General features: G+C 69.2%; 11 protein-coding genes. 7 read left to right on the top strand and 4 right to left on the bottom strand.

Annotated elements, in window-relative coordinates:
• Positions 1-56: 56 nt before the first annotated feature.
• Both ACTWQN_RS19075 and gatB read left to right on the top strand, forming a co-directional pair.
• The gene (locus ACTWQN_RS19075) at positions 57-254 is read left to right on the top strand and encodes a hypothetical protein (RefSeq protein WP_242190872.1); all 198 of its coding nucleotides are present in this window, start codon (positions 57-59) and stop codon (positions 252-254) included.
• Entirely contained in the window at positions 251-1,756 is a 1,506-nt protein-coding gene (gene gatB / locus ACTWQN_RS19070; RefSeq protein WP_443204852.1) for an Asp-tRNA(Asn)/Glu-tRNA(Gln) amidotransferase subunit GatB, read from the top strand. Before ACTWQN_RS19075 ends, gatB begins: the two co-directional genes overlap by 4 nt.
• 494 nt (positions 1,757-2,250) lie before the next feature.
• Here gatB and ACTWQN_RS19065 read toward each other — a convergent pair whose 3' ends face one another.
• Both ACTWQN_RS19065 and ACTWQN_RS19060 read right to left on the bottom strand, forming a co-directional pair.
• Positions 2,251-3,393 carry a PQQ-dependent sugar dehydrogenase gene (locus tag ACTWQN_RS19065; RefSeq protein WP_443204851.1) on the bottom strand — a complete coding sequence of 381 codons (1,143 nt, stop codon included), beginning with the start codon at positions 3,391-3,393 and terminating at the stop codon, positions 2,251-2,253.
• Positions 3,394-3,494: 101 nt separating this feature from the next.
• Positions 3,495-4,445 (bottom strand): alpha/beta fold hydrolase, encoded by a 951-nt coding sequence (locus ACTWQN_RS19060; RefSeq protein ID WP_443204850.1) that lies wholly within the window; start codon positions 4,443-4,445, stop codon positions 3,495-3,497.
• 123 nt (positions 4,446-4,568) lie between these two features.
• Here ACTWQN_RS19060 and ACTWQN_RS19055 point away from each other — a divergent pair, with 123 nt between their 5' ends.
• Positions 4,569-5,330 (top strand): DoxX family protein, encoded by a 762-nt coding sequence (locus ACTWQN_RS19055; RefSeq protein WP_443204849.1) that lies wholly within the window; start codon positions 4,569-4,571, stop codon positions 5,328-5,330.
• A 124-nt stretch (positions 5,331-5,454) separates the two neighbouring features.
• Here the strand turns inward: ACTWQN_RS19055 and ilvD are convergent, their stop codons facing one another.
• Together ilvD and ACTWQN_RS19045 are read right to left on the bottom strand one after the other, a co-directional pair.
• On the bottom strand, positions 5,455-7,299 hold the full coding sequence (gene ilvD, locus ACTWQN_RS19050) for a dihydroxy-acid dehydratase (protein ID WP_443204848.1): 1,845 nt from the start codon (positions 7,297-7,299) through the stop codon (positions 5,455-5,457).
• 307 nt (positions 7,300-7,606) lie between these two features.
• Entirely contained in the window at positions 7,607-8,131 is a 525-nt protein-coding gene (locus tag ACTWQN_RS19045) for a PH domain-containing protein (RefSeq protein WP_443204847.1), read from the bottom strand.
• 392 nt (positions 8,132-8,523) lie between these two features.
• On the opposite strand from ACTWQN_RS19045, the gene ACTWQN_RS19040 reads away from it, so the two are divergent.
• The 4 genes from ACTWQN_RS19040 (at position 8,524) to ACTWQN_RS19025 (ending at position 12,354) form a co-directional block, all read left to right on the top strand.
• Positions 8,524-10,269, top strand: coding sequence for an acetolactate synthase large subunit (locus tag ACTWQN_RS19040; RefSeq protein WP_443204846.1), 1,746 nt, complete (start codon positions 8,524-8,526; stop codon positions 10,267-10,269).
• A 7-nt stretch (positions 10,270-10,276) separates the two neighbouring features.
• On the top strand, positions 10,277-10,783 hold the full coding sequence (ilvN, locus tag ACTWQN_RS19035; RefSeq protein ID WP_443204845.1) for an acetolactate synthase small subunit: 507 nt from the start codon (positions 10,277-10,279) through the stop codon (positions 10,781-10,783).
• Positions 10,784-10,840: 57 nt separating this feature from the next.
• Positions 10,841-11,836 (top strand): ketol-acid reductoisomerase, encoded by a 996-nt coding sequence (gene ilvC / locus ACTWQN_RS19030; RefSeq protein WP_443204844.1) that lies wholly within the window; start codon positions 10,841-10,843, stop codon positions 11,834-11,836.
• A gap of 272 nt (positions 11,837-12,108) precedes the next feature.
• Positions 12,109-12,354 (top strand): DUF397 domain-containing protein, encoded by a 246-nt coding sequence (locus ACTWQN_RS19025; protein WP_443204843.1) that lies wholly within the window; start codon positions 12,109-12,111, stop codon positions 12,352-12,354.
• Positions 12,355-12,417 lie beyond the last annotated feature (63 nt).

Below are 12,417 nucleotides of genomic sequence, written 5' to 3'. Positions count from 1 at the left end.
CGCTCGCACCTGCCGAGGTGGGTGCGAGCACCCCGAAAGCTACTGGAGGTCCAGTGATGAACCCGAAGATCAAGGCAGCGTTCCAGCTCGCCTCCGTGCTCTCGGCGGCGCTGGGGCTGCGGGCGAGTTTCCGAACGGCGCGGGAGAAGAACGACAAGCTCGCGCTGGCGGATGCGATCATCACCGCGCTCGGGCTGATCACCGGCACCGCGCTGGCCGTGCGGGCGCTGCGCAAGGGGGAGGACGACAAGTGACCGCCGTCGCCGAGATCATGGACTACGACGAGGTCCTCGACCGGTTCGACCCGGTGCTCGGCCTCGAAGTGCACGTGGAGCTGTCCACGAACACGAAGATGTTCTGCGGCTGCGCGAACGTCTTCGGCGCCGAGCCCAACACCCAGGTCTGCCCGGTGTGCCTGGGTCTGCCGGGGGCGCTGCCGGTGCTCAACAGCAAGGCCGTGGAGTCGGCCATCCGGATCGGCTTGGCGCTGAACTGCCAGGTCGCCGAGTGGTGCCGGTTCGCCCGCAAGAACTACTTCTACCCGGACATGCCGAAGAACTTCCAGACCTCGCAGTACGACGAGCCGATCGTCTTCGACGGTCACCTCGACGTGGTGCTGGACGACGGCGAGACCTTCCGGGTCGACATCGAGCGGGCGCACATGGAGGAGGACACCGGCAAGTCCTCGCACGTGGGCGGCAGCACCGGCCGCATCCACGGCGCCGAGTACTCGCTGCTGGACTACAACCGGGCCGGGGTGCCGCTGATCGAGATCGTCACCAAGCCGATCGTCGGCGCCGGGGCACGGGCCCCGGAGGTCGCCCGGGCGTACGTCACGGCGCTGCGGGACCTGCTGCGCGCGCTGGACGTTTCGGACGTGCGGATGGACCAGGGCTCGCTGCGCTGCGACGCGAACGTGTCGCTGATGCCCAAGGGCGCGGCGGAATTCGGCACCCGCACCGAGACGAAGAACGTCAACTCGCTGCGCAGCGTGGAGCGCGCGGTGCGCTTCGAGATGCAGCGGCACGCGGCGGTGCTCGTTTCCGGCGGCACGATCCTGCAGGAGACCCGGCACTTCGACGAATCGACCGGCACCACTTCGGCGGGCCGCCGCAAGGAGACCTCCGAGGACTACCGCTACTTCCCGGAACCCGACCTGGTGCCGATCGCACCGGCGCGGGAGTGGGTCGAGGAGCTCGGCAAGACCCTGCCGGAGCTGCCGTGGGAGCGGCGCAAGCGGGCCCAGGAGCAGTGGGGCCTGTCCGCCGAGGAGCTGCGCGACCTGGTCAACGCGGGGGCGTTGGAGCTGATCGCGCAGACCGTCGACGCGGGCGCGGCCTCCGGCGATGCCCGCTCCTGGTGGGTTTCCTACCTGGCGCAGCAGGCGAACACCCGCGGTGTCGAGCTCGGCGAGCTCGACATCACGCCGAAGCAGGTGGCGCGGGTGATCGCGTTGGTCGCCGAGGGCAAGCTGACCAACAAGCTGGCCCGGCAGGTCGTCGACGGGGTGCTCGCCGGTGAGGGCGAGCCGGACGACGTCGTCGCGACCCGCGGCCTGGAGGTCGTCTCGGACGACTCCGCGTTGCAGCGCGCGATCGACGAGGCGCTGGCGGCGCAGCCGGACATCGCGGACAAGATCCGCGGCGGCAAGGTGCAGGCCGCGGGCGCGATCGTCGGTGCGGTCATGAAGGCCACCAAGGGCCAGGCCGACGCCAAGCGAGTCCGCGAACTCGTCCTCGCCGCCTGCGGCCAGTAACCGCGTTTTTCGGAGTGAGGGGCACCTGTGACCAAGTAAGTTGGTCACAGGTGCCCCTCACTCTTCACGCTTTCGAATTAGCGGCGCATTCTCGTGGTTACTCCACAGTGGACTTCGAGTTGGTCGTTGCCTGCGGATCTTCGTCCGTTCCGGCCTAGAAGGGGGCGTGCGTGAAAATCCCCGTTCTTACCAGAACAACCACTCGCGAGCGCAAGCATCACCAAGCGGCGGTCTTGGTTTCGGTGATTCGTCCGATGTAGTCGTTCGGATGTACCAGGGTCGCGTCGGTCAAGTCGTATGTGCGCCAAGGCATCCTGGCACACCGGTGTTCTGACCCTGCCCGTCGGTCGGTGGGTGCATGTGCGCGGCGTTCCTGCCGGAATCGCCGCACATCGGCATTTTCGGCCGCATGTTCGGCCGCCACACCGTGGAGCGGGTCAGATCGTGCGGATCGGACCTCCAGCGAAGTCGTCGAGCAACCGTTGCAGGTCGGCTCAGTCCTTGCCCGCGGAGCCGCCGGACGGCGGTTCGATGCGCAGCGCGCGGTCGTCGCTGGACTTCGGACTGCCGCCGTCCTTGTTCGAGGTGCCCAGCCACAGCAGCCCGTCCGGGCCGAGCGCCGCGGCGGAGAACCGGCCGTAGGTGTTCTCCATGACCTTCGTCGGCTGGCCGGTGAAACTGCCGTCCGGCGCCGGATGCAGGGTGTAGAGCGCGGCGGCGTCGCGCAGCGCCACCACCACCGTCGACGGATCGGCGACGCAACCGGCGACACCGGGCCGCTCCGCCCAGGTCCACGCCGGTGAGCCCAGCGGCTGCCCGAACCGCACCCGGTACAGCGCGTCCTGGCCACCGCTGCGATCGGTCACCCAGTACATGCCCATCGCGGGCGTGCCGCACAGCCCGCCCGGCGCGGTCAACCCGGCGGCGACCACCGGTGACTTCGGGTCGGGATTGCTCTCCGCCGGCTTGCCGAAACCGTCGATGCGCAGCACCTTCCCCGCCAGCGACTGCGGGTTCGCGGGATTCGCCGGGTTGCCCGCGTCGCCGGTGGCGATGAGCAGCGCCCCCTGGCCGTCGTCGAGCATCGCCCCCGAGTTGCCCGTGGCGCCCTTGGGGATACCGGTCAGCACGGGTTTGGGCCGGTCACCGGCCGCGACCCGGACGACCCGGTTGTCGCTGCTGGTGGTGACGTAGGCGTAGAACAGCTCGTCCTCGTGGTAGCTGGGCGACAGGGCGAGTCCGGTGAGCCCGCCGCCGCCACTCGGGTCCACCGGGATCTGGGCCAGCTCAACGGGTTTCTCGCCGCGCTGGACGCGCAGCACCCGCCCGGTGGCCCGCTCACCGACCAGCGCGCTCTGACCGTCGGGCAGCACCACCATCGCGCCGACCGGATCCAGGCAGGTGGCCACCACCGCCGGATCCGGATCCTCGCAGCCCACCGACTGCGGGGGCGCCTGCGGTGGGGTGGGGCGGTCATCGTTGGGCGGGGGCTCGCCCTCGATCGACGGTTGCGGACCGGCCTGCGGTTCCAGCGACGGCTGGTCGCCCCACGGCCTCGGGTGTTCGTCCGGGAACTGTGCGCAGCCCGCCAGCAGCGTGCCGAGCACCGCGGTCATGCCCAGCAGAAGACGACGCATGCGAAACGAGACTGCCACGACGCCCGAGCCTAATGGGCCACGGGTAAACCGCCGGTGAGACACCATGCCGTCGGTCCTGAGCGGCCAGCTCGCTCGCGCACTCACGTCCAGTGTTCGGTGCGGCGGCGCAGCCCCGGCTCGGGGACGCGGACCCGGATGCGCCGCACCGGCGGCGGTGGCGGGTCGATGCCCAGGCGGGCGCACTCGACCGCCTCGACGCGGCGCAGCAGCAGGGCGAGTTCGTCCCGCACCACCTCCGGGGCCTCGAACGGGATGAAATGCGAGGTCGGCAGCATCCGCACCCGGGCCTGCGGCAGCGCGGCCACCGCCTTGGCGACGCTGCCGAAGTCCGCCAGCACGTCGTGCCGCCCGGCGAGCACCGTCAGCGGACAACTCAGCTCGGCCACCCGGGTCCGGGCCGACGCGCCCCAGGCCAGGCTCAGTTCGGCGTGCCACCGCCAGTCGTGGTGCAACAGTTGCCGCAGCGCCGCCGCGGCGGCCGCCTGGTCCGCATCGGGGCTCATCAGGCCGCTGCAGCGCAGCAGCTGCGCGGCGAAATCCGTGACGGGCAGCCGGGAGGTGATCGATTCCAGCAGCCCACCGGTGAGCCGCAGCGAGGCGGAGCCGCTCGCGGCGAGCAGCCGCCGAACGATTTCCGGGACGCCCAGCGCGCCGAGCAGCGCGTCCGCGCTCGCGGTCGGTGGACCCGCGAGCAGCATCAACCCGCGCACCCGATCCGGGAACCGCTGGGCGAGCTCCAGCGCCACCACCGTGCCCGCGGACCAGCCGACGACCGTGCAGTCCTTCACCCCGGCCGCGTCCAGCACGCCGACTGCGTCGTCGACGTGATCACTGGGCGTGTTCGCCGGATTGCCCGGCGGGAACCAGCTCAACATCCGGGCCGCCGAATCCACCGGCAGCAGCTCCGGCGCCGAACCGAGCTCGGGACACGCCAGAACCGCCTGCGGACCCACCCCGGTTTCGTCCGACCACCCCCGCAGCCGAAAACCACCTGCGGAAACGTCGAACTCCCGGAATGTTTGGTCCACCATCGAACCATTCTCCACCAATGGTGGATCCGGTGGCCCACGTGTGGTATCGAACAAATCACGTGTCGGAAGGTTTTACCGGAAATGCTCGCACGTTGGGGTGACCATGCCCTAGCCTCGTCCGGCGTGAGGATTCACGACGATCGCCCCGGCGGTGCGGGCGGCTACCCCGACGATCGCAGCTACGGCGCGCACGCCCAGCAGCCCTCTGCTGGGACGGGCGCGCAGGGTGCACCCGGTACCAGGAGCACGCAGGGCCTCGGTGCGCAGAAGTACAACTACTACGACGACGATGACGGCTACAGCGACGCCGAAGCGACGTCGGTGGTCAGTCAGCGCAACGCCCCTTCCGAGTACTACGACGAGCTCGGCAACACGCGCAAGCCGTTCGGCTGGAACGCGGGCACCGACATCGGTCTGCTGATCCTGCGCTTGGCGCTCGGCGGGATCTTCCTCGCGCACGGCGCGCAGAAGCTCTTCGGCGCCTTCGGCGGTCCGGGACCGGACGGTTTCGCCGAGGTGCTCGCCAGCATGGGCTTCCAGCAGAACGCGATGCTGGCCCTGGTCACCGGTGGCACCGAGCTGGGGGCCGGCGCGCTGCTGGTGCTCGGCCTGTTCACGCCGCTGGCCGCCGCGGGTGTCGTCGGTGTGATGGCCAACGCGATCTTCCTCAAGCTCGGCGCCGGATTCTTCGCCGCCTCCGGTGGTTTCGAGCTGGAGGCGACGCTCGCGGTGCTGGGTCTCGGGTTGATGTTCACCGGACCCGGTCGGGTGGCGCTGGACTACGGGCGGGTGTGGTTCCGCCGTCCGCTGATCTTCGGGCTGATCAGCCTGATCATCGCGGTCGCTGCGGCGGCAGTGGTGCTGATCTTGTTCCACCGCCCCTGACCGCAACAGCGAGAACGGGCCCCGCGCAGCGTCGCGCCGGGCCCGTTTTCATTCGTCTGGGTTAAGAGTGAAGGGCACCTTTGACCGAGTAAGCCGGTCAAAGGTGCCCTTCACCTGGAAAAAATCACTTGTTCGCGTCGCGGACTGCGCCGTAGGAGGCGGAGGTTGCCAGGCGGGCGTAGGCGCGGAGTGCGGCGGTGACCTTGCGGTCGCGGCCGACCGGCTGCCAGGGGTACTCGCTGGCCTCCAGCTTCGCGCGGCGCTCGGCCAGCACCTCGTCGGACACCAGCAGTTCCAGCTTGCGCTCGCGGACGTCGATGCGGATCTGGTCGCCGTTTTCGACCAGCCCGATCGTGCCGCCGCTGGCCGCCTCGGGCGAGATGTGTCCGATGGACAACCCGGACGAACCGCCGGAGAACCGGCCGTCGGTGATCAGCGCGCACTTCTTGCCCAGCCCGGAGCCCTTCAGAAACGCGGTGGGGTGCAGCATCTCCTGCATCCCCGGGCCGCCCGCCGGACCTTCGTAGCGGACCACCAGCACGTCGCCGGGCTGGATCTCCTTGTTCAGGATCACCGAAACGGCCTGCTCCTGGCTTTCCACCACCCGCGCCGGACCCTGGAAGCTCCACAGCTCCTCTTCGACACCGGCGGTCTTGACCACCGCGCCCTCTTCGGCGAGGTTGCCGCGCAGCACGGCCAGCCCGCCGTCGGCGGTGTAGGCGTGCGCGACGTCGCGGATGCAGCCCTTCGCGGCATCGGTGTCCAAAGAGGACCACCGGTTCTCGGTGGAGAACGCCTGCGTGGTGCGCACTCCGCCGGGCGCCGCGTGGAACAGCTCGACGGCCTCCGCCGAGGGCGACTCGCCGCGAACATCCCAATTGGACAGCCACTCGGTCAGGCTCGCGCTGTGCACCGAGGAGACATCGCGGTGCAGCAGCCCGGCGCGGTCGAGTTCGCCGAGGATCGCGCTGATGCCGCCCGCCCGGTGCACGTCCTCCATGTGGTAGTCGGAGTTCGGGCTGACCTTGGACAGGCAGGGCACCCGGCGGCTGGTTTCGGCGATGTCCTCCAGGGTGAAGTCGATCTCGCCTTCCTGGGCGGCGGCCAGCGTGTGCAGCACCGTGTTTGTGGAGCCGCCCATCGCCATGTCCAGCGCCATCGCGTTCTCGAACGCCTTCTTGTTCGCGATGGATCGCGGCAGCACCGACTCGTCGTCCGCGCCGTAGTAGCGCTTGGCGATGCGCACCACGGTGCGCCCGGCCTCCTGGAACAGGGCGCGGCGCGCGGCGTGGGTGGCCAACGTGGAGCCGTTGCCGGGCAGCGCCAGGCCGAGGGCCTCGGTGAGGCAGTTCATCGAGTTCGCGGTGAACATGCCCGAGCAGGAACCGCAGGTCGGGCACGCCGAGCGCTCGACCTCGTCGAGCCCGGCCTCGTCGACCGCGGAGTTCGCGGACGCCGAGATGGTGGTGATCAGGTCGGTGGGGGCGTGTGCGACCCCGTCCACCACGACCGCCTTGCCCGCTTCCATCGGGCCGCCGGAGACGAACACCGTCGGGATGTTCAGCCGCATCGCGGCGTTGAGCATGCCGGGGGTGATCTTGTCGCAGTTGGAGATGCACACGAGCGCGTCGGCCTGGTGCGCGTTGACCATGTACTCCACCGAGTCGGCGATCAGCTCGCGGGAGGGCAGCGAGTAGAGCATCCCGCCGTGGCCCATCGCGATGCCGTCGTCCACGGCGATGGTGTGGAACTCCCGCGGCACGCCGCCCGCTTCGCGGATCGTCTCGGCGACCACGTCGCCGAGGTCGCGCAGGTGCACGTGACCGGGCACGAACTGGGTGTAGGAGTTGGCGATGGCGACGATCGGCTTGCCGAAGTCGTCGTCGGTCATGCCGGTGGCGCGCCACAGCGAGCGGGCGCCTGCGGCATTCCGTCCGTGTGTAGTGGTGCGAGAGCGCAGCTGGGGCATATCCACCTTCTTCTATCGAGGATTCCAGGCTCATTTTGCGTGGCGGTGCCGGTAGTGGAACCTCAGAAGCCTTCTCGTCTCCGGGATCGACCAATACGCCACATCGGGGCTGTCCTCGCGAGATAGCTCGGGGTGTGGGGTGTCCCCGCATGGCACTTCTGAGAACCCGCGGCGGTGCAAGTTACGTTGGTGGGCCAAGCGGCTTCGCCACTTGCCTGACGGCAGTTCGGTTGAGCCCACGCCCAACCCGACTGGCAGGGTCGAGCGGCGCCTTGTGGGCGCGAAAGAAGTCGCGGTGCCAGCGACATTACTCCTGCGCAGTCGGGTCGGGCAGGCGCCCACCGCTCATCGCCGCGAGCCGGGGCAGGTCGCGTACCCGGACCGCCGGGAGTTTGATCTCCTTGCCGGAGCGCAGCACGGCCTTCAGCCAGCGCCGCTCGTCCAGCCGCAGCGAGGCCACCTCGTCCCAGCCGAACTTGCCGCCGCCGAAGATCGTGCGCACCACGACCCGCTCCGGATCCACCGTCGTCCGGGTCCGCAGGATCCACGCCAGCAGCACCAGCGGAACCAGGTAGATCAGCAGTCCCCACGGCGTGGCGGTGGTGGCCAGCGGGGTGGCGCACAGCGCGATCACCAGCACGGCCAGCAGCGATACCGGCGTGATCCGGAACGTCAACGACTTCGGCCCTTCGGGTTGTTGCTGGGCAGCGTCCCGCTCGGTGTCGGGCTGCTCGGGCTCCTGCGGGGTCTCGCTCACGCCCCAGATGCTCTCACCCGCGCGGATCGGGCCGCTGAGCCCGTCGTCCCGGTCGGACCGATCGAAGCGGCGCACGTCACACCTGATGCTGGCGGCGTCCCGGCCCGGCGCCGCTGACCAGCGGAGCAGCGGTGGCGGTGGCGGGCGACGGGGCGGCTCCGATGTCCACCATGCGAGATGATCGTTCCGCATGGTTTGACGCGACCGGTCGCATTGATTAACGTCCTTGCCATGCTGCGACTGCACGACATTCTCGTACTTCCCTGGCGCGTCGACGCCTAAGGAAGTTCGCAGCGTCGACGCGCCAACCCTCGTCAGGCCATCAGAGCCTGCGGGGGTTTTTTCGTGTCCGGCCCACCTCCGACCCCTAGGCAGACCCGATGACCAGCGCCAATACCAGGCAGAATCCGGTCCCGGCGCCCCCGCCAGGACGCCGTCCCAAGCCCGCGCCGCCCAGCGGTGCCCCAGTGAAGATGACCGGTGCGCAGGCACTGGTGCGATCATTGGAGTCCGTCGGCTGCGAGATCGTCTTCGGGATTCCGGGTGGCACCATCCTCCCGTCCTACGACCCGCTCCTCGACTCGAACAAGGTCCGGCACGTGCTGGTGCGCCACGAGCAGGGGGCCGGGCACGCGGCCACCGGCTATGCGCAGGCCACCGGCAAGGTCGGGGTGTGCATGGCCACTTCCGGTCCGGGCGCGACCAACCTGGTCACCGCGCTGGCCGACGCGCACATGGACTCCGTGCCGGTCGTCGCGATCACCGGTCAGCAGAGCACCGGTCTGATCGGCACCGATGCCTTCCAGGAAGCCGACATCTGCGGCATCACGCTGCCCATCACCAAGCACAACTTCCTGGTCACCGACGCCGACGACCTGCCGCGGATCATCGCCGAGGCGTTCTACATCGCCAGCAGCGGTCGCCCCGGCCCGGTGCTGGTGGACATCCCCAAGGACGTCCAGCAGGCCACCATGTCGTTCTCCTGGCCGCCGGAGCTGAAGCTGCCCGGCTACCGGCCGACCAGCAAGCCGCACGGCAAGCAGGTCCGGGAGGCCGCCAAGCTGATCACCGAGGCGCAGCACCCGGTGCTCTACGTCGGCGGCGGGGTGATCAAGGCCGAAGCGCACGCCGAGCTCCGGCAGTTGGCCGAGCGCACCGGCATTCCGGTGGTCACCACGCTGATGGCGCGCGGCGCGTTCCCGGACTCGCACCCGCAGCACCTGGGCATGCCCGGCATGCACGGCGCGGTCGCCGCGGTCGCCGCCATGCAGCGCGCCGACCTGCTCATCGCGCTGGGCACCCGCTTCGACGACCGGGTCACCGGTCAGCTCTCGTCGTTCGCGCCGGATGCCAAGGTGGTGCACGCGGACATCGACCCGGCGGAGATCTCCAAGAACCGCTACGCCGACGTGCCGATCGTCGGTGACTGCAAGGACGTGCTGGCCGAGCTGATCGACGCGGTGGCCGCCGCGACCGAGGAGCACGGCACCGCGGATCTGGCGCCCTGGTGGGAGTCGCTCGACGACCTGCGCAAGCGGTTTCCGCTGGGCTACCAGTGGCCGACCGACGGCAGCCTGTCGCCGGAGTACGTCATCGAACGCCTGGGGAAGCTGGTCGGGCCGGATGCGATCTACGCGGCCGGTGTCGGTCAGCACCAGATGTGGGCCGCGCAGTTCGTCGGTTACGAGCACCCGCGCAGCTGGCTGAACTCCGGTGGCCTGGGCACCATGGGCTACGCGGTGCCCGCCGCGATGGGCGCCAAGGCCGGGGTGCCGGGCAAGCCGGTGTGGGCCATAGACGGCGACGGCTGCTTCCAGATGACCAACCAGGAACTCGCCACCTGCGCCATCGAGGGCATCCCCATCAAGGTGGCCGTCATCAACAACGGCAATCTGGGTATGGTCCGTCAGTGGCAGAGCTTGTTCTACGCCGAGCGCTACTCACACAGTGACCTCGGCACCCACAAGCACCGCATCCCGGACTTCAAACTGCTGGCCGAGGCCTACGGCTGCGCGGGCCTGCGGTGCGAGTCGAAAGAGGACGTCGACAGCGTCATCCAGCGGGCGATGGAGATCAACGACCGACCCGTCGTGATCGACTTCGTGGTGGGCAAGGACGCCCAGGTGTGGCCGATGGTGGCCGCCGGTACCGGCAACGACGAGATCATGGCGGCGCGCGGCATCCGCCCGCTGTTCGACGAGGACGAGGGGTGAGCGGGCGATGACCCGACACACGCTGAGCGTGCTGGTGGAGAACGTCCCCGGGGTGCTCGCCCGGGTGGCCGGTCTGTTCTCCCGCCGCAGCTTCAACATCGAGTCGCTGGCGGTCGGCCCGACCGAGCACCCCGAGATCTCCCGGATGACGATCGTGGTGGCCGTCAGCGACCAGCCGTTGGAGCAGGTCACCAAGCAGCTCAACAAGCTCATCAACGTGATCAAGATCGTTGAGCTGGAGACCGAGGGCGCGGTGCAGCGGGAGCTGCTGCTGGTCAAGGTGCGCGCGGACGCCTCGGTGCGCAGCCAGGTGCTGGAGACGGTTCAGCTGTTCCGGGCGAAAGTGGTGGATGTCTCGCCGGAGGCGTTGACCATTGAAGCCACCGGTACCGCCGATAAGCTCGACGCATTGCTGCGAATGCTGGAACCCTACGGCGTCCGCGAGATGGTGCAGTCGGGAACGATCGCGATCGGGCGTGGCCCGCGTTCCATCACGGCCACAGCAACGCGCTGAACCCGGCGCCCCGCCACCGACAACCGAAGAAGTCTCGAAAGGAAACGCTGAATCACCATGGCAGTTGAAATCTTCTACGACGCGGACGCCGATCTGGGCATCGTGCAGGGGCGCAAGGTCGCGGTCATCGGCTACGGCAGCCAGGGGCACGCGCACGCGCTGAGCCTGCGGGACTCGGGCGTGGACGTGCGCATCGGTCTGCCCGAGACCTCCAAGTCGCGCGCCAAGGCGGCGGAGGAGGGCCTGCGGGTGCTCACCCCGGCCGAGGCCGCCGCCGAGGCCGACCTGATCATGATCCTGGCGCCCGACACCAAGCAGCGCGAGATCTACGCCAACGACATCGCCCCGAACCTCAAGCAGGGCGACGCGCTGTTCTTCGGCCACGGCTTCAACATCCGCTACGGCCTGATCCAGCCGCCGGCCGACGTGGACGTCGCGATGGTTGCGCCGAAGGGGCCGGGCCACCTGGTGCGCCGCCAGTTCGTCGACGGCAAGGGCGTGCCCTGCCTGATCGCGGTGGAGCAGGACGCCTCGGGCAACGCCCAGGCGCTGGCGCTGTCCTACGCCGCCGCCATCGGTGGCGCGCGGGCCGGGGTCATCAAGACCACCTTCACCGAGGAGACCGAGACCGACCTCTTCGGCGAGCAGGCGGTGCTCTGCGGCGGCACCTCCGCGCTGGTGCAGAGCGGTTTCGAGGTACTGGTCGAGGCCGGTTACCAGCCGGAGATCGCCTACTTCGAGGTGCTGCACGAGCTGAAGCTGATCGTGGACCTGATGTGGGAGGGCGGCATCGCCGGTCAGCGCTACTCCTGCAGCGACACCGCCGAGTATGGCGACCTGACCCGTGGCCCGCGGATCATCGACGCGCACGTCAAGGAGTCGATGCGCAAGATCCTGGGCGAGATCCAGGACGGCAGCTTCGCCAATGAGTGGGTGGCCGAGGACGAGGCCGGGCGGCCCAACTTCAACAAGTTGCAGGCCGAGGGCAACGCCCACCAGATCGAAGAGGTCGGCAAGAAGCTGCGCTCCCTGATGTCCTGGACGAACAAGTAAGCCCGTCCGCGAATCGTTTCGCGTGGTGGCGCGGGCGGTGATCCGCCTGCGCGCGCCAGCCGCGAGCAGACCTCGGCGGCGCGACATCCAGCGCCCGCCGATGCGAAAAGGCCCGGTGAACCCCAAAAGGGATCACCGGGCCTCGTGCTCCCGCCACCGGTGCGGGGACGAGCCGACTTCCCGCCCTGGTAGCCGGTAGATTGCGACGGCCTGGCATTCCCATTCGCCAGGGATCGATTTGGTTGCTACGCGTGAGGGATACAGTACGCATCGTGAGTGCAGACAACGAGATCGTCGACGACAAGGCGCACATCCGACACCAGCTGGACTTCACCGACGCGGAGTGGATCACCAGCACCGATGACCCGGACGAGCCGGGGGTGGAGATCGCGTTCGTGGACGGCTACATCGGCATGCGAAACGGCGCCGAACCCGACGGCCCGGTCCTGGTTTTCACGCCCGAGGAATGGGATGCCTTCGTGGCCGGGGCCAAGGACGGCGAATTCGACGAGCCGTGATCGCGGTCATGCGCGCCGAAAGCGGCCGCGCGCCTTCACGACCGTGCCACACCCCGGTTGATC

The sequence above is a fragment of the Saccharopolyspora antiqui genome, from assembly GCF_052246905.1.
Taxonomy (GTDB): Bacteria; Actinomycetota; Actinomycetes; order Mycobacteriales; family Pseudonocardiaceae; genus Saccharopolyspora.
This window is presented reverse-complemented; position numbering and strand designations above follow the sequence as displayed.